Below are 23,054 nucleotides of genomic sequence, written 5' to 3' on the forward strand. Positions count from 1 at the left end.
GGGGCCCGGATGGGACCGCGACAGGCTGCGCTCGTCGCCATGCAAGCCGGCGAGAAGGCCGGCGCCGACGGCGACCCCGTGACCGTGTGCCCGTACCCGGCCGGCTCCCTGCTGCGGACCGCGTGGGTTCGCGGATACGCCCGCGGCCGGCGCACGGTCGCCGCCGAGTAGCGACCGGCCGCAGCACCACCCGCACCCCTATATAGGGCCCGCCGACCGCGGGCCCTTTTTCGTGTCCGTATCTCGCCCCGGAGGGCCGATTACGCATGCCCGAATCCACGTCGCCCGCCTCGACCGCACCGGCCACCGGCGACACCGGCACCGCGCCGGCCGACCCGACCACCGGCGCGCCGGGCGCGCCGAGCACTCCGCCGACGACGCCGGCCGCACCGGCGACCGACCCGGCCGTCGAGCAGCAGCTCGCCGAAGCCAAGCGCGCCGCCGAGCAGGCAGCGACCGAACGCGACAAGGTGCATGAGGCGCTGCGCAAGCTGCTCGACCCCGACGGCGCAGCCGGCGATACCGACCCGGCCAAGCTCGCCGAGCAGGCCGCGGCCGAACGCGACAGCGCGCGCGACGAGGCGCGCCGGCTGCGCGTGGAACTCGCCGCCCATCAGGCCGCGCACCGCGGCGGCGCCGACCCGGCCCGGCTGCTCGACTCGCGCGCGGTCGCCGAGCAGCTCGCCGCGCTGGACCCCACCGACCCGAAGTTCGCCGAGCAGCTCGACAAGGTCATCTCGGCCGCGGTCGAGGCGAACCCGCTCCTGCGCGGCGGCGCGACCGCCACCGGGCCCGCCACCGGCGGCGCCGACTTCACCGGCGGGCCCGCACCGCAGCTCACCGCCGAGCAGTTCGCCGGCCTGGCCTACGGCGCGCGCGTCGAGCTGTTCAACCGCGACCCCGACCTGTACCGGCAGCTCTCTGCCGCAACCGAGTAAGGAGGGCACCCGATGCCCACTGGAACCACCACCGCGGCACAGATGATCGTCCCGGACGTCTGGGCCGACATGGTGCAAGCCAAGTTCAAGGGCAACCTTGCCATCGGTGCACTCGCCATCGAGGACAACAGCCTTGAGGGCAAGCCCGGCGACAGCGTGCAGTTCCCGAAGTGGAAGGCACTCGGCGAAGCCGAAGACCTCACCGAAGCAACGGCGATGACGCCGGATCAGCTCGGCACCGACCCGGGCGCCTCGACCACCATCAAGGAGGCCGGTAAGGCGGTCGAGATCACCGACAAGGCCAAGCTTGTCTCCTTCGGCGACCCGTTCGCCGAGACGCAGCGTCAGCTCGGCGTGCTCATCGCCCGCAAGATCGACAAGGATCTGACCGCCGCGGCGGAAGCGGCCGGCGTGCTCACGGTCGACGCGTCCACCGTGCCCCTGTCGTGGAACGTCATGGTCGACGGCATCGCGCTTTTCCGGGATGAGTGGGAGCCGGCGAACATGGCCGGCGTCGTCATCCACTCGGTACAGCGCGCGTCCCTGCTCAAGGATCCGAACTTCATCTCGGCCGACAAGCTCGGCGCCGGATCCGTGATCCCGCGCGGTGTCATCGGCCAGGTGGGCGGCGTCAACGTCATTGTGTCCGACCGGGTCACCGTGTCCGGCGGCGCAACCCCGACGTACAACGCGCTCATGGTCAAGCGCGGCGCGCTCGGCCTGCTCTACAAGCGCCGGCCGATGGTCGAGACGGACCGCGACATCCTGCGCCGCACGACCGTGGTCACCACGAACGTGCACTACGCGACGCACCGACTCGACGACGAGGGGATCGTCGTTCTCAAGACGAAGGGCGCCGCCGCGTGATGCTCCGGCGATACCACCGGCGCGACGACGAGCACCAGGAGCAGCCGCCCGAACCGTCGCCGCCACCCAAGCAGGAACCGCCCAACGGGCCGGAGGAGAACGAACCTCCGGCCCGTTCGCGTACCCGAAGGTAGGTAGCGCCATGGGGCGGACGTACGCCACACCCGAGCAACTCGCCGCGTGGACCGGGCAGCCGGCACCGGCGGACGCCGACCGGCTGCTCGCCCGCGCATCCGAAGACGTCGACTCGGCACTGCTCACCGCCGTATATGCGGTCGACGACGACGGCGACCCGACCGACCCCCACATCGTGACGGCGCTCAGCAATGCCACATGCGCCCAGGTCGAGTACCAACTCGCCGCGGGCGACGACGGCACCGGCGCTGCCAGCCGCTGGGACTCGGTCAGCATCGGCCCCGTATCGCTGTCCGGCCGCGCCGCCCCGACCACCGGGGCTGGCGTCGAACTCGCGCCGCGCGCCGACCGCGTGCTGCGCCGTGCCGGCCTCGAACCGGGCCGGGTGTTCCCGTGGTGAGCCAGGTACCCGCGTGGCTGCTGCGCCACCGGGTCACAGTCGAGCCGTACCGCGGTGAGTCGGCGTACGGGAAGGTCTTCGGCCCGCCCATCGTCGACGTACCGGCGATGGTCGACGAAACCGTGCGCGTGGTGCGTGCACCCGACGGCCGGCAGGTCACCAGCTCGGCGCAGATCATCGCCGCGCCCGGCCTGGACTGTCCGGCCGAGTCCCGCGTGACCCTGCCCGACGGCCGAATCACAACCGCGATCACCGGTGCCCAGCACACCGCGCCCGGTCTGCCCGTTCCTGCGTCAAGCGAGGTGAACGTCGAGTGACCCGCGCCCGCCTCAACTGGACCGGCGCCGCCGCGCTCGCCGGCACCCGAGAGGGAGCCGCGCGCGGCCTGCGCGTGGCCGCCGAGCACGTGCTCGGCGAGTCCCGGAAGTTGGTCCCCCTCGACGAGGGCACTCTCGAACGCTCCGGGGCTGCGGTCGTCGACGACGCCGAACTGACGGCCGCAGTCAGCTACGACACTCCGTACGCCGTCCGCGTCCACGAGGACATGACGGCGCGCCATGCACCCGGCAGGCAAGCGAAGTACCTCGAACAGCCGCTCGCCGAGCAGGCCCCGGTCGTGGCCGCGCTGATCGCCGCGGAGGTCCGGAGGTCGCTCCGGTGACCTACACAAGGGACCTGCTCGACGGACTCGCGCGGCTGCTCGCCGCGGCCGGCGTCGCAACCTACCGACCCGACGGTGTGTATACGCCCGGCGAGACAGCAATCACGATTGGCAACGCGGCGCCCGCGCCCGACCGGCTGCTCGTGCTCGCCGCCTACCCGATCACCGACGATCCGTGGCTCACGGACACCGTGACCGGCGTACAGGTGCGGGCCCGCGCGGGCCCGGATCCACGCGACGTCGAGCAGCTCGCAGACGACGCGTACGACGTCCTGCACGGCGCCGGCCCGCTGCTGCTCGGCGCCGTCCGCGTGCAGCTCATCACCCGCGCATCCGGTGCCCAGATCGGCGCCGACGCGTCCGGCCGCATGGAACGGACCGACAACTACCGCGCCCGAACGCACAGGGCATCACCACGCCTCGAATAGGGGGACAGCATGAGCACACCGACGCCGCCTGTCGAGACTGTGACCGCGCTCGCGCGCCGGTACCGCCTCGACATCGACACCGGCACCAGCTCGGCGGCGACGTGGTCGCCGCTGATCGGCATCACGGAGTTCGCTCCGAAAGTGGAGCCGACGCAGCAGGACGTCACCACGTACGACGCCGAGGGTTGGGTCGAGCAGGCCGTCACCATGTACGCGTGGTCGGTCGAGGTGACCATCGCGCACCGCGCGCACCCGACCACCGGAGCGTTCAACCCCGTACAGGAGAAGCTGCGCAAGGCCGCCATGAAGTTCGGCGCAGCCTCGTACGTGCGCGTCCGGTACTACGACCGGAACGGCGTCGCCGACGACGCGTACCAGGGAACCGCGCTGGTCACCTGGGAGCCGGACGGCGGAGGCCCCGACGAGGTCGACACTGTCAAGGTGACCTTGACCGGTTCGGGTCCGCTGGTCGAGATCGCGAACCCGGTTACGCCGGAGCCGCCCGGCCTGCGCGTCGCCAAGTCGCCGGACGCTGCCTGATGGGGTTCGAGGCTCTCGGCGAGCTGCTCGACGAGACGCTGCCGCTCCCGATCGGCGACCGCGTGTACGTCGTGCCCGCTCCGTCGGCCGAGATCGGCCTGCGCACACAGGCACTCATCCACGCCGCCGCGGTCGCCGCGGATGGCGGACGAATCGACGAGGAGGTGCTCGGCGACGCTGCCGAGCGCGACCTGTACCGCGAGGTACTCGGCACAGCGCACGACGAGATGCTCGCCGCCGGCGTGAAGTGGCCGGCGCTCAAGCACGCTGCGATCACCGCAATGGTGTGGATTGCGCAGGACCGCGCCGCGGCCGAGATCTATTGGAACAGCGGCGGCGACCCAAACCGCGCGGCCCCGAACCGAGCAGCTCGCCGAGCGAACCCGTCGGGTGCGGCGAGCAAGACCCGGTCTCGGGGCTCTACGAGTGGTACGAGTACCCGGAAGGCCGGCGCCCGCGGCAAGGCAAAGAAGCCGCGCGCCTAGCCACCATCACTTGGTCGAGGATCCTCGCCGAGTGGGTGCTCGTCGAGACCGACCTGCACGAGCACTACGGCGTCGACGTGGGCGAGCCCGGCCTGCTCCGCGCCCGCTCGTGGCGATGGATGCGCGTGCGCATTCTGGGCCTGCTCTCGATCGAAGCGTCGCGACTCGCACGCCTGCTGAACCCTCCTGACGACGCACCGCGCCCGCGCGGCCCTACCGCCCGGAGGTGATCACGTGGCGCTCTCCGTCGGCGAGTTGGCCGGGACGATCACGCTCGACGCGAGCGGCGCCACAACGGGCGCCGCGCAGGCAGAGAGCGCGATGCGCAGCGCGGAGAGCACCGCGAACACAGCAGGCGACACGATCGAGCGCGAACTCGGCGAGGGTGGGCAGCAGGGCGGCGAAGCAGCCGCGGCCGGCGTCGAGCGCGGCATGGGCAAGATGAAGCTTGCCGCGCTCGCCGGCGGCGCCGCGGCCGGCCTGGCGCTCACGGCCGGACTCGCCGAGAGCATGTCCCAGGACAAGAGCAGTGACCTGCTCGCCGCGCAGCTCGGCGCGACCGGAAAGAATGCCAAGCAATACGGCGACGTCGCCGGCAAGCTATTTACGAGCGCGGTTGTCGATGACTTCGCAGAGGGTACCGAGGTCATCAAAGGGATCATGCAGAAAGGCATTCTCCCGCCGGACGCGTCGAATGCCCAGCTCGAATCCATCTCGACCAAGATCTACGACACGTCGAAGATCATGGGCGAGGATCTCGGGAAGACCACGAGCGCCGTATCGACGATCCTCAAAAATGGGCTTGCACCCAACGCAGAGGCCGCTCTCGACGTCCTCGTAAAGGGAACTCAGAACGGTGTCAACAAGCAAGAGGATCTGCTCGACACGTTCACGGAGTACCCGACCGTATTCAAGGGTCTGGGCCTTGACGCGCAAACGGCAATGGGCCTTCTCCAGCAAGGTCTACAGGGCGGCGCGCGGGACTCCGACTTCCTCGCCGACGCTTTGAAAGAATTCGGCATCCGGGCGATCGACGGCTCGAAGTCGAGTGCCGAAGCGTTCAAAAGTCTCGGCCTCGACGCCGAGAAGATGACTGCTCAGATAGCCAAGGGCGGCCCGGAGGCGTCCGCCGGATTGCAGACGGTGCTCGATCGCCTCAAGGCGATGAAAGACCCCGTAGAGCGCAACACTGCTGCGGTCGGATTGTTCGGCACGAAGGCCGAGGATTTGGGCGCGAGTCTTTATGCGCTCGACCCGAAATCGGCCGTAGCCGCGCTCGGTGACGTATCCGGAGCAGCAGCCAAAGCGGGCGACACGATGCGCGACAATGCGTCGACGCAGATCGAGCAGTTCAAGCGCGCCGTGAGTCAAGCATTTGTTGACTTCCTAGGCGCCAAGGCATTGCCTGTAATCAAGGAAGTCGCGGTTTTCCTGCGCGACCATTTCGGCCCGACTGTGTCGGCGATTGCCGGATGGGTCCGCGGTGACCTGGTGCCCGCGATGCGGGACTCGGCAAAGTGGATCGGCGACAACCGGGTGCCGATTCTCGCCGTCGGAACGGCAATCACGCTGTTCCTGTTGCCGGCCATGATTGCGGCGGCAATCGGCGCGACCACGAGCGCGGCGACACAGGTCGTGGCGTGGGTCCTCACCCGCACGACCGCCACGACGAGCGCGGCAACCTCCGTCGCCGCGCACTGGGCGACTATCGGCGGTTGGATCGCCGCCGCGGCGCAAGCGGTCATCTCGGCCGCGGTCGTCGTCGGCGGATGGGCACTCATGGGCGCTCAGGCCATGATCCGGGGTGCCCAGATGGCCGCCGCCTGGATCCTGGCCATGGGTCCGGTCGCGTGGGTGATCGCCGCCATCGTCCTGGTCGCCGGCCTCGTGATCTATTACTGGGACGAGATCGCCGGCGCGACCAAAGCCGTATGGGGCTGGATCGTCGGCATCGTCTCGGGCGCGTGGGAAGCGATCAAAAACGCTTTCTCGGCCGCGGGTCGATGGGTCAGCGACAAGGCGAGCGGCATCGGCCGCGCCGTGACCGGCGCCATGTCGGACATGAAGAACGGCGCCGTCTCCAAGGCGAACGAACTCGTCTCGTGGCTGCGGGGATTCCCGGGGTCGCTGGTCAGCTCGCTCGGCGACCTGGGCCGCCTGCTCCTGTCGGCCGGCGGCGACACCGTGCGCGGTCTGTGGTCCGGGATCGAGGGCATGGGCCCCTGGCTCGTCTCGAAGCTCTCGGGTTGGGTCAAGGACAAGATCCCGGGACCGATCCGCAAGGCGCTCGGCATCAACTCGCCGTCGCGCGTGATGCGTGATCAGGTCGGCCGCTGGATCCCGCAGGGCATCGTCGACGGCATCGACGCCGGCGCGCCTGCGGTCACCCGCAGCATGCAGCGGCTCGTCGCGATCCCGAACCGGAGCACGCTCGACGCGCTCACGACGTCGGCCGCGGCGCCGAACCGCGGCGCGTTCGCCACGGGCAGCAGCTCGTCGAACGGCGTGCACATCGAGAACTGGTACGCCGGCGACGCGTCGGCCGACGAGATGGCGCTCGCGCTCGCGTGGCGCGCCAAAGCCGGGGGGTGACCATGCCTGCTGGCGACGAGGCCACGCGCCCGGGGCACGTGCAGTTCGGCGACCTCCTGCTCGGCCCCGGTACCCCGTACGGATGGCGCGAGGTGTCCGGGTGGGAGGAACTACCGGCGCTCGACTCGGGCACCGTCACCCGCGCGGACGCGCACGGCGCCTACCCGGGCAGCCTCCTGGCGCAGCCGCGGACGATCACGTTCGACGGCGTGACGATCCGCACGGAGCCGGGCGCCATGGGCGCCGCAACCGCTGTGCTGCGCCGGGCAACCGCGGTGCGCGAGACCGAGCTGCCGCTCGTGATCGTGCTCGACGACGCCCCGCCGCTCGTGTGCTGGGCGCGCTGCCTGCGCCGGGTGATCCCGGTCGGCGTGGGCGGATACGCGAACGGCGTGGTGGTGGGCGCGGCCCTCCAGTTCGAGGCGTCCGACCCGCGCCGATACTCGCTCGTCGAGCGGCGCACCGATACCGGCCTGCCCGCGCCCGAACCCGGGCTCGTATGGACGGCGGACCCTCCGCAACTGCTGCCGGCGGCGCAGGCGTCCGGCCGCACTCCCACCGGCCAATGGTCGGTGTCCGGCACGGTGACGCTCGGCGCCGTCGACGGCGCCGTGACCATCCGGCCGACGCAGGCCGGCGGCGAGTTGGATTGGACGCGCGAGCAGGGAGCACGGTCCGGGTGGAGCTGCGCCCCGGGCGACCGCGTTCGGTTCGCGTCCGACCTCGTCGAGCTGCACGGCGCAACGGCCGGCGTGTACTGGTGGGACGCGTCCGAGTGGGGCTACGTCGGCGAGCAGGCCGGTACCCCCGGCGTCGCGCTCGACATCACCGTGCCTGCCGGCGTTGCCTTCGTACAGCCATGGGTGCGCGTCGCCGCGGCGTCGGCGGAACCGATCCGCATCGGCGCGAGCACGCTGCATGTGGGCCCGCGCGAGTCTCTCGACTGGGGCCTGCCCGGCACGCCCGAACGGGGCCTCGACTGGGGGTCGGCCGGCTCGACCGGCGCCGTCGTCGTCACCAACGAGGGTGACGCGCCGGCACACCCCGTGATCGTGTTCCGCGGCCCTGTGTCGCGCCCCTCGGTCACCAACCTGTCGACCGATCAGACGATCGAGTACGACATCGACCTCACGCGCGCCGACGAGCTGCTCGTCGACACGGCCACCGGCGCCGTGACTCTCAACGGCACCGCGTCGCGCCTGTACACCGCGACCCATCGCAGTGTTCCCGAGCAGGTGTTCACGCTCGAACCCGGTACGCACAGCCTGCTGTTCCGGGCCGCGCCGGAATCCGACGACCCTCACGCCGCCGTCGCCCTGGTGTGGCGGTCGGCCTACTGGTAGGAGCAGCAATGACCGTGCGCACCGTGTGGCACACGGCGACGGGACAGACCCGGGCCGATACCCGACTCGCGCCGCTCGGCGTGATGGCGCCGGCTGGCGAGATGACCAGCAGGCCCGGCGTCGTCGCCGGCGGCAACCCGCTGAAGCTCACGCCCGTAGGCACGATGACGTGCGAGATCGGCCCCGGCCGCGCGATCGTGCAGGGCACCGGCGCACAGGGCGCCTACCCTCTCGCCGTCACGAGCGCGGACTCGGTCACGATCACCGACGGCGATGCACAGTGGGCCCGTATCGACACGGTCGCGCTGTGCCTGTACGACGAGCTGTACGACGAAGGCGACGAGACGCGCGCCGCGGTCGAGATCGTCGAGGGAGAGCCGGCCGCCGCGCCCGCACCGCCGAACCTGCCGACATCGGCAATCGCGCTGTGGGACATCACCGTGCCTGCCGGCACCTCCGCGGGCACGGGCGGCATCGCGTGGTCGAGCGCGGTCACCGACCGCCGGCAGTACACCGCGGCGTACGGCGGCATCATCCCCCCGGGCACCGGCGAGTTCGCCGGCTCCTACACCGGCCAGTACCGGCACGGCCCGACCGGGCTCGAAGTATGGGACGGCATCGGCATGCGGTGGGCCGATCCCCGCCCGGTGCCGTTCGCCCGCCTCGACAAGGCGAACGGCGGCGTACGTCACGACGGACTCGAACGCGTGCAGTTCGACATCGCGCCGACGATCCGGTCGGGAGTGACCCCGATCAACAAGTCGGGCGCGCCCGCCGCGGCGGCAATCATGGGGCTACGCGTGGACCGTGCCGGCATCTATCGTCTCGGCGGATCGCTGGAGTTCGGCCCCAACGCGAACGGCAACAGGTCCGTACAGATCTACACCTCGACGGCTCCCGACGGGTTCGTCGGCGCCGTGCGTCACACCGGATGGTCGATCGCCGGCAGGGATGCCGGACTTGCAGCCGGCCACTGCGGAACCGAGGTGGCGCTGACGGCCGGGTCGATCGTGTTCATGGGCGCGTACCAGAGCAGCGGCGTACCTCTCCCTGTCACCACGGCATCCCTGACGGCTTCATGGGTCACGGGATGACGCCGTACCGGGTGATCGTGTGCGACCTGCGCACCGACCAACTACTCGACGTACTGCCTCTCCAGTCCGTATCGATCGAGGACTACATCGGGAAGGCCGGCGCGCTGCGCGGCTCGATCCCCATCCCGAACGCTGCCGTGGCAACGCGCGTACGCGCCGCGCTCCTGCCCGGTCGAACCGCGGTGTGGGTCGAGCGCGGTCGCGACGTCTGGTGGGGCGGCGTCGCGTGGACGGCGAGCGTTACCAGCGACGAGCGCGGGCGCCTGGCCGTCGAGGTGCAGGCCGGAACCTGGGATACCTACCTGGCGCACCGCGTGCTCTACCACTCACAACAGGCCACCGGCACGGATCAGTTCGACATCGCACGGGGCCTCGTCCAGTACAGCCAGGGCCTTCCCGGCGGCGACATCGGGATCGAGTACGGCACCGAACTGTCGGGCATCCTGCGCGACCGCACCTATCTGCGGTACGACCTGCCCACCATTCGCGACCTGCTCGACCAACTCGCCGCCACCGAGCGCGGGTTCGAGTGGCGCATCGCATCGCACCGCGACCCGACCACCGGCCGCAGAATCAAGCGGTTGCAGCTCGGACACCCGATCATCCGGAGCGGAACGAGCGACATCGTGCTCGACCACCCGGGCCCGATCCTGTCGTACACCTGGGCAACCGACGCCACCGGACAAGCCAACGTCTGGCAGTCGCGCGGCTCGTCGACGAATACGAACCAAGCCGCCGACAGCGTGCCCATGATGTCGGTCGACCTCGTCGATGAGCGGTCGATCGAGCAGGGGTGGCCCCGGCTCGACGGCACGAGCGACCACACAACCGTGATCGAGCAGGGCACCCTCGACGCGCACGCACGCGCCGACCACGCGCGCGCTCTGGCACCGGTCACCATCCCCGACATCACCGTGCGCGTAGACGGCACGCTCACACCCGCGCTTCTCGGCGCGACCGTACGCGTCCGCATCCGTGACCTGTGGTGGCCGCAAGGGCTCGACGCGCGATACCGCGTGGTCGGCATGGCAATCACTCCACCGTCCCGCGGCACACCCGAAACTGCTCGGCTCTACCTGGAGGCGCCGTAATGGCCGCGATCCCGCTCGACCTGCTCGACCGAATACGCGAGCTTGAGCGCCAAGTGCGCGAACTCACCGGCCGCGCACAGATGCGGCCGGCACTGAACGAGATCCTGCACGGCGACGTCAAGATCGGCGAGGGTGGCCAAATCCTCGTCTACCCGCCCGGCTCGACCCGCCCCGTCTTCGGCGTAGGCCAATGGTCCGACGGTTCATGGGGCATGGAGACACGCCGGCAAGACGGAAGTCTCGCACTGACGATCGAGGGATCCTCATACGGCGAAGGCGACGCCGACGGCATGGTGCGGCTCTGGAACCGGGACCAAGTCTTCGGCGAGGTGCTCGTCATGGACGACGCGTACTCCGACCGGTTCCTAGGCCGCCCCTGGATGCCCTGGGGCATGTACCCCGTCCGCATGCAGAGCACGACCCGCGACTACGAACTCGCATGGTGGGGCAAGTCGCGCGTGCACAACGCCGTGTCGGTGTTCGAGGTGTGGACCCTGGCCGCGGCCGGCGGTCGCGTACGCCTCACCATGGCCATCAACGGCGCCGAGCGCCAAACGGTCAAAGAGTGGGACGTCGCCGCCAACACATGGTGGGGAGAGTTCATTACCCACCCCATGCACGGCACCCAATACCTCGACGTCGTCGAGTGGAACATCGAACACCAATGCCCGTCCGGCAGCGTCGAAACCAGACTGATCAGCGCCTACGGGCGGAACACGTTCTCGGCCGACGAAGCGCCGTCGCCGCCGACGGTACCGCCGACCGGCCGCTCGACCGTCGCCGAATCCGACCCCGAACCGGCCGCCGCGCCCGACGAGGCGCCCGCGCCCGGCCTGCGCCGCATCGACGACTAGGAGGCCCCGGCATGCTCCCGACCGGACTGCCCACGGTCACCGTGACCGGCCGCTACCTCTCCCCCGACGGCACACCCCTATCGGGGAACGTCATCTTCCGCGCGCCGGCCATGCTCACGTTCGGCGAGTTCGACGTGCTGCTCGGCGGACCCGTGCGCTCGACGCTCGACGCACAGGGACAGATCACGGTCACGCTGCCCGCGACCGACGCGCCCGGCATGGAGCCGACCGGATGGTCGTACACCGTCGCCGAGCAGCTCGCCGGCGTCGCCGAGCAACGGTCCTATCAATTGCTTCTCCCACGCGCCGAACCGCGCGTCGACCTGGCCGACGTCGCGCCGCGCGACCCGACCAAGCCCAATTGGTTGCCGGTCGTCGGCCCCGAGGGACCGCGCGGCGAGCAGGGCCCGCAGGGCGAGCGCGGCGTCATCGGTCCGCAAGGCGACCGCGGCGAGCAGGGCCCGCGCGGCGCCGACGGACTCGTGCAGTCGGTCAACGGCAAGGCGACCCCTGCAATCGTGCTCGGCGCGGCCGACGTCGGCGCGGTCCCCTCGACCGCGGTCGGCGCACCGGGCGGCGTGGCGCAGCTCGGCGGCGACGGACGCGTGCTCGCCGCGCAGTTGCCCCCGATCGTCGGCGCGGTCGAGTCGGTCAACGGGCGAACCGGGGTGGTCGTGCTCGACGCCGCCGCGGTCGGCGCGCTCGACCTGGGCGCGGCCGACGCGCGGTACGTCCGCACGGTCAACGGCCGTTCCGGCGTCGTCTCGCTCGCTGCGGCCGACGTCGGCGCGCTCGACCTGTCGGCGCGCGGCGCAGCGTCCGGCGTCGCCGCGCTCGACGCAGCCGGCACCGTGCCCGTAACGCAACTGCCGGATACCGGCGAGTGGGGAGCGGTCGACTCAGGGTTCCTCGCGTGGGCATTCGACCCCGCGCTCGCGAGTCAGTTCCCGGGCAGTTCCGGCTCGACGCCGGCGATTCCGGGCGACGGACAGACACCGGCCGCCGGCCGCGTGTACACCGTCGCCGTCAAGCTCCACCGGGCGGCGACCGTCAACCGCGTGCACGCGTTCGCAATCGGGTTCGCAGGCAGCGGCCTTACGGCCAACGCGTGTTGGGCCGGCCTGTACGACGCATCCGGCGCGCGCGTTGCCCAGACGGCATCGCTGCATGCGTCATGGGTGGCCTACGGAAACGCGTTCGCGTTGACGACTCCGTACACGGCGGCGCCCGGCCTGTACTTCGTCGCGTTCCTGCTGAACGGCACACCGGCTCAGTTCCCGATCCTGGCCAGAGGCGCGAGCTTCGGCGTACAGCCGTCCGGGGGTGCGCGCTGGGGATCTGGCCCCATCCGGTTCGGCGCGCCCATCACGAGCGGCGCAACGACCCTGCCGGCCTCGTTCAGTCCGGCCGCCCTGGTGCCGGACTCCAACGCCATTTGGGCCGCCATCTCGTAACTCGGCCCGCAACCCCTCACGCCCCGTGGCAGCCGCCCGGGGCGCTTCTCATGTCTGGAGTCACATCGTGGCAACCCCCCTGACTGCCGACCGCATGGTCGCCGCGCTCCGAGCCGAGGGTGTCGACGTCGTCGAACACCGCTCGTGGCGCACCCACAACCGCAACCACATGGGCGCGTTCGGGCCGGTCAACGGCATCATCATTCACCACACGGCCGGCGTCGGCTCCGGCATGGTCGACTACTGCTACGACGGCGACGCGTCCCTGCCGGGCCCGGTCTGCCACGCGGTAGCCGCGCGCGACGCTCGTATCTACCTCGTTGGCAACGGCCGGGCCAACCATGCCGGCAAGGGCTCAGCCGCCGTTCTCGACCGCGTGATCGCCGAGAGCGGCGCACCGTACAAGCCGGGCGCTGACGAAGTCGACGGCAACGTGCGGCTCTACGGGATCGAGGTCGAGCACTGGGGAGACTCTCGCCCCTATCCGGCCGAGCAGTACGAGCAGGTCGTGCGGTGGGCCGCGGGCATCTGTCGTGCCCATGGCTGGTCGGCGAACTCGATCATCGGCCACAAGGAATGGACGCGCCGCAAGCCGGATCCGAGCTTCAGCATGGACCAGTTCCGGGCCGACGTCGCCGCCCGACTCGGCTCGACGCCGACCAAGCCGACCACGCCGACCGGGCCGGATGTATCCCTGTCCCGGCTCATCAGCGCAGCGCGAACCAACCCGGCTGCGAACGGCACCCCGGTTACCTACCCGCCCGCTCGGCTCGTCGAGATCTCGCTCGCGTCCGAGGGACTGCTCGATCCCTCGCTCGTCGATGGGCACTACGGCACCGCGACCGTTCGGGCATACGCCGCATGGCAGCGCCGACTCGGGTACACCGGCACCGACGCCGACGGCATCCCGGGCGAGACGTCGCTGCGCAAGCTCGGCAACGCGCACGGCTTCACGGTCGGTGCCTGATGACCGACTCGACGCGCCGCACCATCCGCACCGTCGTGCAGGCCGTGCTCGGTCTCGCCGCCGGCCTGCCCCTGATCATCACCGCATCCGGCATCCCGGAGACGGCGGCCGGCGTCGGCGTCATCCTGGCCGTGGCCGCCGGCGTAACGCGCGTGATGGCCCTGCCGGTCGTGCAGCAGCTCATGCCGTCGTGGCTGCGTACCGACCCCGTACCGAACGGCGACCTGCGCGCACTGCTGCGCAAGCACCCCGACACCGGAGACAGCTCGTGATCCCATCCCCCAACGATCCGGCCGCGGTCACGCTGGAATTGGAGAGGCTCCGCGGCGCCGTCGAGGTCGGGTTCGCCCGCACCGACGGGTCGCTCGCGCTGCTCGTGCAGCGGTCCGACCAGACCGACGCGCGGATCGCCGACCACGAATCGCGCCTCGACTCGATCGAGCGGTCACGGTGGCCGCTACCGTCCCTCGCCGCGCTGATCGCCGCGGCATCGCTCGCCGTCACCCTGTGGCAGGCGAGCGGCCGATAGACACAAGTGCCCCCGCTGCCCATCTCCCGGGCAGCGGGGGCGCTTTCGTGCGTTCACAGGTCGGCGGACCACCTCCCGCGGCTCAACCGGCAGGCACCATCGGGCGTGATGGTGACCGTGGCCCCGTAGAGCGGTAGCCGGCCCTCGACGTTGAGGCGGTGCCGATGTCGGTCGAGCAGATCCCAGAGTCGGCGCGGGCCACCCTGGTGAACCGTCGGCACTTCTCCCCAGGGCGCCGACGCGCACGCCCAGGATCCGTCGGCGTGCAGCATCCACGCGGTTCGGTGACGATCGCGTGTCTCCTCGAAATGGTGCTCGATCCCCGGATCGGTGACTTCCAGCATCGACACCAACTCCCACGCCTGAGCGACGTCGACGACGGGGTATCGGCCCGTCTTCACGTCGTCACCCTCGCGAACGCGCACCTGCTCGAACAACTCGCGTAGTCGCGGCGGATAGTCCGCGCCCGCTCGTGTCCCCATGAACTGTGCTCGGTCCCACTCGACGACGCCGACCGCGCCGCCGTCGTCGGTCCGGTCGGCCGTGACGATCAGTCCGGTTCCCGTGATCGTCGTCGCGAACCGACCACCCCGTCGCAGCGCGGCGAGCCAACTCGGCGGGATCGGCCGAACCGAGACGCTCGCGACGATCCGGTCGTACTCATCCGGCAGGGGGCCCGTGGCATCGACCGTTGTCAACGTCGGGTGTCGCCCGATCGATGCGAGACGCTCGCCGGCCGCCTTCGTCAGGTAGCTGTCGACGTCGACGCTCTCGACCAGGTCGTCACCGAGCACGGACGCCAACAGCGCGGCCCCGTAACCGGATCCGGTACCGACGTCCGCCACGCGGTGCCCGTCCTCGACCTCTGCGTGCCGATACATCCGAACGAGCAGACTCGGCAGCGTCGACGACGATGTCGGCACCCCAAGCGGTCGATCGGTGGCCGCGGCGTGGTCCGCGTGCAGCGCACCCGCACGCGTCACGAGCGAGGTGTCGCTGTACGCCGCGCGCACCCATGCATCGGGATCCGACACGCCGTCGTGCAGCGTCCACTCGTCGGCGTGGCCCACCCACCATCGCGGTACGAACACGTGGCGCGGCGTCGAGGCCACGGCTCCCCGCCATACAGACGACGGTCGGGTCGTCACGGCCGCAAGGTAGGCGGCGCGTTGGTGCCAATTCATTTGGTGCTGTCCCCTCCTCAGTCGTACGCAGGCGTACACGCTTCCGTGCTCGCCGGGTCGCAGTCGCTGCCGTCCTGGGACGCGCACAGAGCGGCCGGCGGAGGGATCGACTTCACGATGCCCTTCCATGTGTCCCCCCGCAGGATGTCGCCGAGAGGCTCCTCACGCACGTTGCCCGCAGGCAGGAATCGCGAGAGAACACACGCCGACAGCGTGCCGTCGGGCGAGATGGCCGCTCGACCGCGCCCGCACTGCCCACACAACTCGCTGATGCTCGGGACCGGTGGAACCGTGCCTAACGCGTTGGCGCGTCCCACACCGCGCACGCGGTCGACCTTGATGTCGCGTACACCGAGGGTCTTCAACTCGGCGCGCGCCTCCTCGACTCGCTGATCGTCACGCATCCGCACGATGCCGACGCGCAGCGGAATTCGGCGTCCGATCGCCTCGACGATGTTCGCGCGCGTCCGGACGTAGCTGCCGGGCCGCCCGGTGATCGCGTCGTGCTGCGTCGAGCTGTCCGAGTAGTACGACGTCGCCAACGTGACGCGCTCGTGCGCGTACAACTTCCACAACTGCTCGCCCACCCGGTACAGGTTCGAGAACACCTCGACGTGCAGGCCGCGGTCGAGCGCGTACCCGAGCAGGTCACCGAAAGCGGGGTGCATGGTCGGTTCGCCGCCGATGAACTGAACGGTGCGGATGCTCAGGTCGGCGGCGTCCGAGATGACCGTCTGCCAGTCGGCCGCGGTCATCGTGCCGTGTGTGCCGGCGGGCCCGCTTTCGGCGTAGCAGTGGTCACAGAAGAGTTGGCAGCGGCCCGTCACTTCCAGTTCGAGGAAGCTCATTGAGTGATACGGAAACGCTCTTTGCGTCGGTGCGATGCTGGTAGTCACGTCGTCCCTTCGATCGTTTGAACTCGGGGTGTGCGTGAGCCGTACCGCCGCTCGCGATCAACGACCACGGCGGTACGGAGTTCAGGGGGTCGACTCGCCCGGTGGCGTGGTCCGTTGGACACTGCTCGACGGCATCGACCACATGACGCCGCCGCCGAACGGCATGACCGTGAGCGTCTGTTCGGCGTCGCGGAGCGGCTGAGCCATGAGGATCTGGCCGGGTCGGCGCACCTCGCGTACCGCCTCGTTGACGGGTTCCACGTACTCACCCTCGCGGTAAGTGCTCACCGCGTGGACGAGGACGAGGCGGTCTCGTCGGTCGTGGCCGCCCCGGCCGCGGTCTCGTCGTCGGCGAGGGCCAGGCGCCCGAACGGGATGCGAAACGTCATGTGCCCCATGAGCGCCACGACCCAGGCGCGATCCACGCGGTACAGCACGCCCTCGCACCCGCTGCGGGTGTCCTTCACCCGGACGTCGTCCGACTGGTTCAACAGTCGTCGAAGTTCGGTCTCGTCAAGGGGGGTCGGCGGATTCTTGATCACGGTCATGGGCATGCCTCGTGCCTTTCGCTCGAACGAGTACCAAGCGACTCCGGGCGGTTGGCGGCACAGCAAGGGAGCGCACAGGGCCAACTACGACGTTCCGTGCAAGCGGAATCGCTGATAGTTAGCGTGCTCCGAAACGAGCAGTAGTGCAAGGTCTACCCTCGAAAGTGTGGTTGCACTTTTGGAGGATCCGCCGCCGCACGGCTTCAGCGCGCCAGACTGTGCGCACGACCGGAGAGAGGGGTAACCATGGCTGCGATTCCGACCGTGCGACGCCGCATGCTTGGGTTGGAACTGCGCAGATTGCGGGAGCGGCTCGACCTGACAGCGGAGGACGCGTCAGATCGGATGGGTTGGCACCCGACGAAGATGAGTCGCGTCGAGGCGGGGCGATCCGGCGTACGACCGCATGAGTTGACCCGCCTCTTGGATACCTACGACGTCACCGACACCGATGTGCGCGACGGACTCGCAGAGTTGTCGAAGAACGCAAAGGTGCGCGTGTGGTGGACTCCGTACAACGACGTCCTGACGCAGCGGTACAGCTCCTACATCGTGTTTGAAGCAGAGGCAGTGTCGGCACGCAACTTCGAGGCGGCGCTCATTCCCGGCCTGCTTCAAACGCCGGACTACGCGCGAGCTATCACGCGAGCTTTGGAACCGTCCCTGACCGTGGCGGAGGTGAACGCGCTTGTGGACGTTCGCATTCAGCGGCAAAGCGCAGCGTTCAACCGGGAAGATCCTTTGAAGCTCTGGTGCATCGTCGACGAGTCCGCGCTCCGCCGCAAGGTTGGCGGGCCGCCGGTCATGCTGAAGCAGTTGCGGCACCTCTTGGAGGCGACCGAGCAGCCCCACATCACGTTCCAAGCGATGTCGTACGAAGCAGGGGCGCATGCCGGTCTGCTCGGGTCGTTCGTACATCTTGGCTTCCCCGTACCAGGGGATCTCGACTTGGTGTACCTCGAAGGGCCGACGAGTAGTCTCTACCTCGAAAGAGACGATGATCTGACGACGTACAGCCATGCGTTTGATCTGTTGCGCGCTTCGGCGTTGGACACCGAGAAGTCTCGTGACTTGATTCTTGAGATCGTTAAGGACATGACGTGAACAGCATGAACGACGCTCGCGCCGTGTGGCGGAAGAGTACCTACAGCGGAAACCAAGGGAACTGCGTCGAAGTTGCCGGTGGATGCGCTGTCGTTCCGGTGCGCGACAGCAAAGACCCGAGCGTCGGTCACCTGACTGTGCCCGCGACGGCATGGGAGGCCCTCACGGCGGCGCTGCGCGCCTAGCGGTAGCCAGGACACGCCCGGCCCGTTTGAGGAAGACAGAAGGCCCCGCCCGGGGTAATGGGCGGGGCCTTCGTGCTGGTCAGCGCAGGTGCAGATTGGATGCACTGACGGTGGTGAGCTTCTGTGCATCCATGTGAGGTGTGCGTCTCCTTCGCTTCGGGCACGCGCTGTCACGGCCATCATCCCGTCCGTGCCGCGCGTGTACCGCACCCGAACGGTTCGTTGACTATCGCAACCACAACTAAGTTGAGTCTATTCCACTCAACCATGCGATGCCCGGGATGCTTACACTGCGGACATGCCAGATGTGTCCGGTGCTCTCGAAACACTCGACGCGCTCGCGGATGAGGCGGTACGGCTCATTCCGCCGGCGCCCGAGGCCGAGCGGGTCGTGCTCGGTCTCGCCGGTCCGCCGGGAGCCGGGAAGTCCACGCTCGCCGGTCGGTTGGTGCGCGCGATCGAGCAGCGGGTCGGGTCCGGTACCGCCGCCTACGTGCCGCTCGACGGGTTCCACCTCTCGAACGTGCAGCTCAAGCGGATCGGGCGGCTGCATCGTAAGGGCGCGGTGGACACGTTCGACGTGTGGGGCTACGCGACCACGCTGGCGCGGGTGGTGCGGGAGGTGGATCGGGACGTGTATGTGCCCGACTACGACCGGACGTTGCACGAGCCGGTGGCCGCGCGGCACGTGGTGCGGCCCGGGACGCGGATCGTGGTGACCGAGGGCAACTACCTGGCGCTGGACGCGCCCGGCTGGGCCGACGCCTACTGCCTGATGACCGAGGTCTGGTACGTACACGCCTCGGACCGGGTCCGCGACGAGCGGCTGACCAGGCGCCAGCGCCGGGGCGGCCGCAGCCCCGGCGAGGCGATGGCCTGGGTCGCGGGCAGCGACCGCCCCAACGGCGAACTGGTCAAACGCTCGAAGTCGCGCTGTGCTCGCGTGGTGACGGTGGTGTGGTGAACTCGCGCCTGCCGGCGGCGCGGGTCGGGCGGGCGCGGGGTTGGCCGGCCTGCGGCCCGCCTGTCCTCAAACGCCGGACGGGCTGGGATTGGCTCGGGCTGGGAGTGGCCCGGAGTCGGCCGGCCCGCGGCCCGCTTGTCCTCAAACGCCGGACGGGCTGGAGTTGGCCCGGGTTTCGGCTACTTGAGCCATGCCGGGGCCGGGACCAGGAGTTCCACGTTGCGGTCCTCCAGGCGGCCTCGGCGGCCGTCGACCTTCGGGTCGGGGCGGTCCCGCTCCTGCCAGTCGTTGCCGGCGAGTTCGCGGGCCAGGGCGGCCAGGGCCAGGGGGGAGTCCAGTTTGTTGCCGTGTGATTCCGGGCCCGCCGAGTCGACGATCGTGCCGAAGATGGACAGGGTCCCGTTCGTGTTGTCGGCGATCTCCACGATCCGCGCCTGGGAGGGCCAGTCGATGTGCGACGCGGTGTTGACCTCCCAGAACCCGCCGGGGACCGCGCTGCCCGCCGGTCGCGGGTAGGGCTTCACGTAGTTGTCGTGGGTGTGCCCGTTGACCCACAACACCACGTTCGGGAACCGCAGCAGCAGCGCCTGCACCTGCGGTCCCAGGATCCGCGCGGGCTCCCCGGCCGGCACGGTCTTGTTGGTCATCGTCTCTATGGTGTGGTGGCTGAACAGCACGAACAGCTTGTCCTGACCCGTGCCCTGGACCACCTTGCCCTGCTCGTCGAGATGGCTCGAACTGCCCTTGACCAGCTGGTCCTCCAGCCAGGCGAACTGGGTCGGGTCCAGGCATCCCGAGTCCGAGCCGTACGAGTTCACCGTGTCCAGGACCAGGCAGCGCACCGGGCCCTGGTCGAAGGTGTAGTACGCGGTCTTGGTGTCCAGGTTCTGCTGGGTGAAGCCGTGGCCCTTGGGCAGGCCGGTGGTGTTGAAGTGCTCCTTGATCGTCTCCGCGCGGTCCACGAGGCGACGATCCGGGTCGGCGGTGACCTTGCGCTTGGGGCCGGCCAGCAGCGCCGCCAGCGCGTCCGGCTTGCCGCTCTGCAGTCCGAGGGCCAGCGTGACCACGGTCTGCCCGGGGGATATGTCGAGCACCTTCTCGTCGCCGACCGCGACCTTGCTCAGCAGTTCGCTGACCGGCAGGTTGCCCTGTACCAGGCCGTCGTGGTTGCCGTAGGCGCTGTACCAGGGGGTCTTCAGACCGGTCGCCTCGAACGGCCGCCGGCACGCGTCCAGCAGGCCCGGCACGGTGGGATAGCCGTACTGGGAGCGCGGCACGTCGTCCTTGTGCCCGGGCGGCGTGCCGTCGGGGTGCCAGTAGCGCTCGTGGTACGCCACCGCGTCCATCGGGCCCTCGTACCTGTTGCGATCGCCCGAGTCGGGCGTGACCTTCTTGCCGCCGTCGAGCACGTCGATGTACCAGCGCAGCTCGTTGAACTGGATGTTGTCGGTGTTGTCGCCGGTGCAGATCGTGAAGGCCAGCGGCGCGCCCAGGGCCGGACCCTTGCCGATCCGGTTGAGCGACTGCACCATCGCCTCGGCGATCTGCGCGGTCAGCACCTCCTGCGGGCGGTACGCCGACTGGAAGGGCAGCAGCTTGGCGAACGGCTGGTCCTTGTCGCTGTGCCGGTCGAGGAAGTCCACGCGCGCGGTCGACTGCGAATCCTGGATGTGAATGTCGGTCAACTGGGTGAACGCGACCAGGGAACGCCGCTTCGCCTTGTCGCCCGAGCCGCCGCCGGGCATCAACTCGCTGCGCAGCAGGTGCGGTTCACCGGGTCCGGCGACGATCTTGCGGTAGCCGCCCGGTCCGGGCGGGCCGAGCACCAGGGTGCGCTCCAAGGTGGTGCCGGCCGCGCCGGCCGGCTTGGGCGCGCCCGACTTGGGTGCGTCGCTCGACTTCCCGTCGGGCTTGTCCTTGTCGTCGTCGGAGCACGCGGCCACTCCGAGCAGTGCCGCGCTCGCGGCCGAGTACTTCAGGACGTCCCGACGATTCGGCTTCATGCGGCGACCCTACTGACGCGTAGCGAGCCGCATCAAGGAAGCGTCGAGGCTGCGTCGAAGAAGCATCGAGACCGCATAAAAAACGTCGAGGAGGGGGCACAGCCGGAGCCGCACCGCCTCCTCGACGTCGTCGCGGCCGTCAGTCCGAGCGCCCGCGCCGCGGCTTCCACACCACGAGCGCGGTGCCCGCCTGCGGCCGGACCGGGACCAGATCGCGCCGGTAGGACGCGTGTACGGCCGCCTCGCGCCGGGCGCTCGCGTCCGTCGCCTCGTGCAGCGCGTGCTCCATCTCGGCCACGCGCATGCGCAGCGCGAGCACCTGGTTCTCCAGTTCCAGGATCCGCTTGATCCCGGCGAGGTTGATGCCGGCCTCCTGGGAGAGCCGCTGCACCTCGCGCAACTGCACGATGTCGCGGGCGGAATAGCGCCGCCCCCGGCCCGGCGTACGGTCCGGCGAGACCAGGCCGAGGCGGTCGTACTGTCGCAACGTCTGCGGGTGCAGGCCGGACAGCTGGGCGGCGACCGAGATCACGTAGACCGGAGAGGTCTCGTCGATCTCGAAGCCGTGCCCACCGCCGATACCGCCACCACCCAAGCCGCCCGGTCGCATGTCATGCCCCCTTCGCCGCGTCCAACAGATCGGCTCGGGGATCGTGCGCGACGGTCGCCTCGCGGAACGCCTCCAGCGCTTCGCGCGCCTTGTCGTTCAGCTGCTGGGGGACCGTCACCTCGATGGTGACCAGGAGGTCGCCCCGAGTGCCGTCCTTGCGTGCCGCCCCGCGTCCGCGCACCCGCAGCGTGCGGCCGTTGCCCGTGCCCGCGGGGAGCTTGAGCGTGACCGGGATGCCGCCGAGGGTGGGTACGGTGACGTCCGCCCCGAGCGCGGCCTCCGGGAAGGTGACCGGCACGGTGACCGTGAGGTTGTCGCCCTTGCGTCCGAAGACGGCGTGGGCCTTGACGTGCACCACGACGTACAGGTCGCCGGCCGGGCCGCCGCGCTCGCCGGGCGCGCCCTTGCCCTTGAGTCGGATGCGCTGCCCGTCCTGGACCCCGGCCGGGATCCGGACCTGCATCGTGCGCGAACTCTTGGCCCGGCCACTGCCGTTGCACACGATGCACGGGTCGTCCACGAGCAGCCCGCGGCCCTTGCAGTCGCGGCACGGCTCGGAGAAGCCGAAACCTCCCTGCGGCCGGCTGACGTTGCCGGAGCCCGCGCAGGTCGGGCACATCCGCGGGGTGGTGCCCGCGGCCGCGCCCGTGCCGTTGCAGTGCCGACACGGTTCCGAACTGGTCAGCCGGATCGGCACGGTCGCGCCGTCGACCGCGTCGGCGAAGCCGAGGGTGACCTCGGACTCCACGTCGGTACCGCGCCGGGGCTGCTGGCGCCCGGTCTGGCGACCGCCGCCGAACAGGCCGCCGAAGATGTCGCCCAGGCCGCCGGTGTTGCCCGCGCCGCCCTGCTGGCCGCCGAAGATGTCGCCGAGGTCGAACGGGAAGCCGCCGGTGCCGGACTGTCCGCCACCGGCGCCGCGGAAGCCGCCGCCGCTGCCGAACAGGGTCCGGGCCTCGTCGTATTCCTTGCGCCGCTTGTCGTCGGCCAGTACGTCGTAGGCCTCCGAGATCTCCTTGAAGCGCTCCTCGGCCTTCGTGTCACCCTTGTTCTTGTCCGGGTGGAACTCGACGGCGAGCTTGCGATACGCCTTCTTGATCTCGGCGGTGCCGGCGTCCTTGGGGACGCCGAGCACCTTGTAGTAGTCCTTCTCCAGGTAGTCCTTCGTACTCATGCGCCCCT

Annotated in this window: 29 protein-coding genes; 22 read left to right on the forward strand and 7 right to left on the reverse strand. The window is 70.0% G+C overall.

What is annotated here, in order from left to right:
* The first annotated feature begins 9 nt into the window (after window positions 1-9).
* The 19 genes from ACMXN5_RS17095 (at window position 10) to ACMXN5_RS17185 (ending at window position 14,378) form a co-directional block, all read left to right on the forward strand.
* Entirely contained in the window at window positions 10-171 is a 162-nt protein-coding gene (locus ACMXN5_RS17095) for an Rmf/CrpP fold protein (RefSeq protein WP_439675994.1), read from the forward strand.
* Window positions 172-266: 95 nt separating this feature from the next.
* Complete coding sequence (locus ACMXN5_RS17100; RefSeq protein WP_439675995.1) at window positions 267-938, forward strand: hypothetical protein; 672 nt, start codon at window positions 267-269, stop codon at window positions 936-938.
* Window positions 939-950: 12 nt separating this feature from the next.
* Window positions 951-1,805, forward strand: a complete 855-nt coding sequence (locus tag ACMXN5_RS17105) for a N4-gp56 family major capsid protein (protein ID WP_439675996.1) — start codon at window positions 951-953, stop codon at window positions 1,803-1,805.
* A 142-nt stretch (window positions 1,806-1,947) separates the two neighbouring features.
* Window positions 1,948-2,340: a hypothetical protein gene (locus ACMXN5_RS17110; protein WP_439675997.1), complete on the forward strand. Its 393-nt coding sequence runs from the start codon at window positions 1,948-1,950 to the stop codon at window positions 2,338-2,340.
* Window positions 2,337-2,657 (forward strand): hypothetical protein, encoded by a 321-nt coding sequence (locus ACMXN5_RS17115; RefSeq protein WP_439675998.1) that lies wholly within the window; start codon window positions 2,337-2,339, stop codon window positions 2,655-2,657. Before ACMXN5_RS17110 ends, ACMXN5_RS17115 begins: the two co-directional genes overlap by 4 nt.
* Window positions 2,654-3,001: a hypothetical protein gene (locus ACMXN5_RS17120; protein ID WP_439675999.1), complete on the forward strand. Its 348-nt coding sequence runs from the start codon at window positions 2,654-2,656 to the stop codon at window positions 2,999-3,001. Before ACMXN5_RS17115 ends, ACMXN5_RS17120 begins: the two co-directional genes overlap by 4 nt.
* Window positions 2,998-3,429, forward strand: a complete 432-nt coding sequence (locus tag ACMXN5_RS17125; protein ID WP_439676000.1) for a minor capsid protein — start codon at window positions 2,998-3,000, stop codon at window positions 3,427-3,429. The genes ACMXN5_RS17120 and ACMXN5_RS17125 overlap by 4 nt, the downstream gene beginning before the upstream one ends.
* A gap of 9 nt (window positions 3,430-3,438) precedes the next feature.
* Window positions 3,439-3,969 carry a phage tail tube protein gene (locus tag ACMXN5_RS17130; RefSeq protein WP_439676001.1) on the forward strand — a complete coding sequence of 177 codons (531 nt, stop codon included), beginning with the start codon at window positions 3,439-3,441 and terminating at the stop codon, window positions 3,967-3,969.
* Window positions 3,969-4,454, forward strand: coding sequence for a DUF7426 family protein (locus tag ACMXN5_RS17135; RefSeq protein WP_439676002.1), 486 nt, complete (start codon window positions 3,969-3,971; stop codon window positions 4,452-4,454). Before ACMXN5_RS17130 ends, ACMXN5_RS17135 begins: the two co-directional genes overlap by 1 nt.
* 35 nt (window positions 4,455-4,489) lie before the next feature.
* Entirely contained in the window at window positions 4,490-4,684 is a 195-nt protein-coding gene (locus ACMXN5_RS17140) for a hypothetical protein (RefSeq protein ID WP_439676003.1), read from the forward strand.
* Window positions 4,685-4,688: 4 nt separating this feature from the next.
* Window positions 4,689-7,046: a phage tail tape measure protein gene (locus tag ACMXN5_RS17145; RefSeq protein WP_439676004.1), complete on the forward strand. Its 2,358-nt coding sequence runs from the start codon at window positions 4,689-4,691 to the stop codon at window positions 7,044-7,046.
* 2 nt (window positions 7,047-7,048) lie between these two features.
* Entirely contained in the window at window positions 7,049-8,389 is a 1,341-nt protein-coding gene (locus ACMXN5_RS17150) for a phage distal tail protein (protein WP_439676005.1), read from the forward strand.
* Window positions 8,390-8,397: 8 nt separating this feature from the next.
* Window positions 8,398-9,483, forward strand: a complete 1,086-nt coding sequence (locus ACMXN5_RS17155; protein ID WP_439676006.1) for a hypothetical protein — start codon at window positions 8,398-8,400, stop codon at window positions 9,481-9,483.
* A complete protein-coding gene (locus tag ACMXN5_RS17160; protein WP_439676007.1) occupies window positions 9,480-10,574 on the forward strand; it encodes a hypothetical protein in 1,095 nt (364 codons plus the stop codon). Before ACMXN5_RS17155 ends, ACMXN5_RS17160 begins: the two co-directional genes overlap by 4 nt.
* Window positions 10,574-11,428 (forward strand): hypothetical protein, encoded by an 855-nt coding sequence (locus tag ACMXN5_RS17165; protein ID WP_439676008.1) that lies wholly within the window; start codon window positions 10,574-10,576, stop codon window positions 11,426-11,428. The genes ACMXN5_RS17160 and ACMXN5_RS17165 overlap by 1 nt, the downstream gene beginning before the upstream one ends.
* Window positions 11,429-11,439: 11 nt before the next feature.
* On the forward strand, window positions 11,440-12,882 hold the full coding sequence (locus ACMXN5_RS17170; protein ID WP_439676009.1) for a phage tail protein: 1,443 nt from the start codon (window positions 11,440-11,442) through the stop codon (window positions 12,880-12,882).
* Between the two features lie 67 nt (window positions 12,883-12,949).
* Window positions 12,950-13,849: an N-acetylmuramoyl-L-alanine amidase gene (locus tag ACMXN5_RS17175; protein ID WP_439676010.1), complete on the forward strand. Its 900-nt coding sequence runs from the start codon at window positions 12,950-12,952 to the stop codon at window positions 13,847-13,849.
* Window positions 13,849-14,121 (forward strand): hypothetical protein, encoded by a 273-nt coding sequence (locus ACMXN5_RS17180; RefSeq protein WP_439676011.1) that lies wholly within the window; start codon window positions 13,849-13,851, stop codon window positions 14,119-14,121. The genes ACMXN5_RS17175 and ACMXN5_RS17180 overlap by 1 nt, the downstream gene beginning before the upstream one ends.
* Window positions 14,118-14,378 carry a hypothetical protein gene (locus tag ACMXN5_RS17185; RefSeq protein ID WP_439676012.1) on the forward strand — a complete coding sequence of 87 codons (261 nt, stop codon included), beginning with the start codon at window positions 14,118-14,120 and terminating at the stop codon, window positions 14,376-14,378. Before ACMXN5_RS17180 ends, ACMXN5_RS17185 begins: the two co-directional genes overlap by 4 nt.
* Window positions 14,379-14,431: 53 nt before the next feature.
* Here the strand turns inward: ACMXN5_RS17185 and ACMXN5_RS17190 are convergent, their stop codons facing one another.
* From ACMXN5_RS17190 to ACMXN5_RS17205, 4 genes are all read right to left on the reverse strand, one after another.
* Window positions 14,432-15,469 carry a protein-L-isoaspartate(D-aspartate) O-methyltransferase gene (locus tag ACMXN5_RS17190; protein WP_439676013.1) on the reverse strand — a complete coding sequence of 346 codons (1,038 nt, stop codon included), beginning with the start codon at window positions 15,467-15,469 and terminating at the stop codon, window positions 14,432-14,434.
* Between the two features lie 110 nt (window positions 15,470-15,579).
* On the reverse strand, window positions 15,580-16,410 hold the full coding sequence (locus tag ACMXN5_RS17195; protein WP_439676014.1) for a radical SAM/SPASM domain-containing protein: 831 nt from the start codon (window positions 16,408-16,410) through the stop codon (window positions 15,580-15,582).
* Between the two features lie 129 nt (window positions 16,411-16,539).
* Window positions 16,540-16,746 (reverse strand): hypothetical protein, encoded by a 207-nt coding sequence (locus ACMXN5_RS17200; RefSeq protein WP_439676015.1) that lies wholly within the window; start codon window positions 16,744-16,746, stop codon window positions 16,540-16,542.
* Complete coding sequence (locus ACMXN5_RS17205) at window positions 16,743-17,012, reverse strand: hypothetical protein (RefSeq protein WP_439676016.1); 270 nt, start codon at window positions 17,010-17,012, stop codon at window positions 16,743-16,745. The genes ACMXN5_RS17200 and ACMXN5_RS17205 overlap by 4 nt, the downstream gene beginning before the upstream one ends.
* Window positions 17,013-17,252: 240 nt before the next feature.
* Between ACMXN5_RS17205 and ACMXN5_RS17210 the strand changes: the two genes are divergently transcribed.
* From ACMXN5_RS17210 to ACMXN5_RS17220, 3 genes are all read left to right on the forward strand, one after another.
* Window positions 17,253-18,110 carry a DUF5753 domain-containing protein gene (locus ACMXN5_RS17210; protein WP_439676017.1) on the forward strand — a complete coding sequence of 286 codons (858 nt, stop codon included), beginning with the start codon at window positions 17,253-17,255 and terminating at the stop codon, window positions 18,108-18,110.
* A gap of 5 nt (window positions 18,111-18,115) precedes the next feature.
* Window positions 18,116-18,295 (forward strand): DUF397 domain-containing protein, encoded by a 180-nt coding sequence (locus ACMXN5_RS17215; protein ID WP_439678028.1) that lies wholly within the window; start codon window positions 18,116-18,118, stop codon window positions 18,293-18,295.
* 298 nt (window positions 18,296-18,593) lie between these two features.
* Complete coding sequence (locus ACMXN5_RS17220) at window positions 18,594-19,259, forward strand: nucleoside/nucleotide kinase family protein (RefSeq protein ID WP_439676018.1); 666 nt, start codon at window positions 18,594-18,596, stop codon at window positions 19,257-19,259.
* A 179-nt stretch (window positions 19,260-19,438) separates the two neighbouring features.
* Here the strand turns inward: ACMXN5_RS17220 and ACMXN5_RS17225 are convergent, their stop codons facing one another.
* The 3 genes from ACMXN5_RS17225 to dnaJ all read right to left on the reverse strand — a co-directional run bounded on the left by ACMXN5_RS17225 (window position 19,439) and on the right by dnaJ (window position 23,046).
* Window positions 19,439-21,262: a TIGR03767 family metallophosphoesterase gene (locus ACMXN5_RS17225; protein ID WP_439676019.1), complete on the reverse strand. Its 1,824-nt coding sequence runs from the start codon at window positions 21,260-21,262 to the stop codon at window positions 19,439-19,441.
* Between the two features lie 139 nt (window positions 21,263-21,401).
* Window positions 21,402-21,872: a heat shock protein transcriptional repressor HspR gene (locus ACMXN5_RS17230; RefSeq protein WP_395798991.1), complete on the reverse strand. Its 471-nt coding sequence runs from the start codon at window positions 21,870-21,872 to the stop codon at window positions 21,402-21,404.
* A 1-nt stretch (window position 21,873) separates the two neighbouring features.
* On the reverse strand, window positions 21,874-23,046 hold the full coding sequence (dnaJ, locus tag ACMXN5_RS17235) for a molecular chaperone DnaJ (RefSeq protein ID WP_395798989.1): 1,173 nt from the start codon (window positions 23,044-23,046) through the stop codon (window positions 21,874-21,876).
* Window positions 23,047-23,054 lie beyond the last annotated feature (8 nt).

It is taken from the genome of Embleya australiensis, assembly GCF_051903075.1.
Taxonomy (GTDB): Bacteria; Actinomycetota; Actinomycetes; order Streptomycetales; family Streptomycetaceae; genus Embleya.

Excerpts from the sequence above, each read along its gene's own strand:
- ACMXN5_RS17095 (WP_439675994.1), top strand. The coding sequence starts at position 10 with ATGGGACCGCGACAGGCTGCGCTCGTCGCCATGCAAGCCGGCGAGAAG.
- ACMXN5_RS17100 (WP_439675995.1), top strand. The coding sequence starts at position 267 with ATGCCCGAATCCACGTCGCCCGCCTCGACCGCACCGGCCACCGGCGAC.
- ACMXN5_RS17105 (WP_439675996.1), top strand. The coding sequence starts at position 951 with ATGCCCACTGGAACCACCACCGCGGCACAGATGATCGTCCCGGACGTC.
- ACMXN5_RS17110 (WP_439675997.1), top strand. The coding sequence starts at position 1,948 with ATGGGGCGGACGTACGCCACACCCGAGCAACTCGCCGCGTGGACCGGG.
- ACMXN5_RS17130 (WP_439676001.1), top strand. The coding sequence starts at position 3,439 with ATGAGCACACCGACGCCGCCTGTCGAGACTGTGACCGCGCTCGCGCGC.
- ACMXN5_RS17135 (WP_439676002.1), top strand. The coding sequence starts at position 3,969 with ATGGGGTTCGAGGCTCTCGGCGAGCTGCTCGACGAGACGCTGCCGCTC.
- ACMXN5_RS17150 (WP_439676005.1), top strand. The coding sequence starts at position 7,049 with ATGCCTGCTGGCGACGAGGCCACGCGCCCGGGGCACGTGCAGTTCGGC.
- ACMXN5_RS17155 (WP_439676006.1), top strand. The coding sequence starts at position 8,398 with ATGACCGTGCGCACCGTGTGGCACACGGCGACGGGACAGACCCGGGCC.
- ACMXN5_RS17160 (WP_439676007.1), top strand. The coding sequence starts at position 9,480 with ATGACGCCGTACCGGGTGATCGTGTGCGACCTGCGCACCGACCAACTA.
- ACMXN5_RS17165 (WP_439676008.1), top strand. The coding sequence starts at position 10,574 with ATGGCCGCGATCCCGCTCGACCTGCTCGACCGAATACGCGAGCTTGAG.
- ACMXN5_RS17170 (WP_439676009.1), top strand. The coding sequence starts at position 11,440 with ATGCTCCCGACCGGACTGCCCACGGTCACCGTGACCGGCCGCTACCTC.
- ACMXN5_RS17180 (WP_439676011.1), top strand. The coding sequence starts at position 13,849 with ATGACCGACTCGACGCGCCGCACCATCCGCACCGTCGTGCAGGCCGTG.
- ACMXN5_RS17195 (WP_439676014.1), bottom strand. The coding sequence starts at position 16,410 with ATGAGCTTCCTCGAACTGGAAGTGACGGGCCGCTGCCAACTCTTCTGT.
- ACMXN5_RS17205 (WP_439676016.1), bottom strand. The coding sequence starts at position 17,012 with ATGCCCATGACCGTGATCAAGAATCCGCCGACCCCCCTTGACGAGACC.
- ACMXN5_RS17210 (WP_439676017.1), top strand. The coding sequence starts at position 17,253 with ATGGCTGCGATTCCGACCGTGCGACGCCGCATGCTTGGGTTGGAACTG.
- ACMXN5_RS17215 (WP_439678028.1), top strand. The coding sequence starts at position 18,116 with ATGAACGACGCTCGCGCCGTGTGGCGGAAGAGTACCTACAGCGGAAAC.
- ACMXN5_RS17220 (WP_439676018.1), top strand. The coding sequence starts at position 18,594 with ATGCCAGATGTGTCCGGTGCTCTCGAAACACTCGACGCGCTCGCGGAT.
- ACMXN5_RS17225 (WP_439676019.1), bottom strand. The coding sequence starts at position 21,262 with ATGAAGCCGAATCGTCGGGACGTCCTGAAGTACTCGGCCGCGAGCGCG.
- ACMXN5_RS17230 (WP_395798991.1), bottom strand. The coding sequence starts at position 21,872 with ATGCGACCGGGCGGCTTGGGTGGTGGCGGTATCGGCGGTGGGCACGGC.
- dnaJ (WP_395798989.1), bottom strand. The coding sequence starts at position 23,046 with ATGAGTACGAAGGACTACCTGGAGAAGGACTACTACAAGGTGCTCGGC.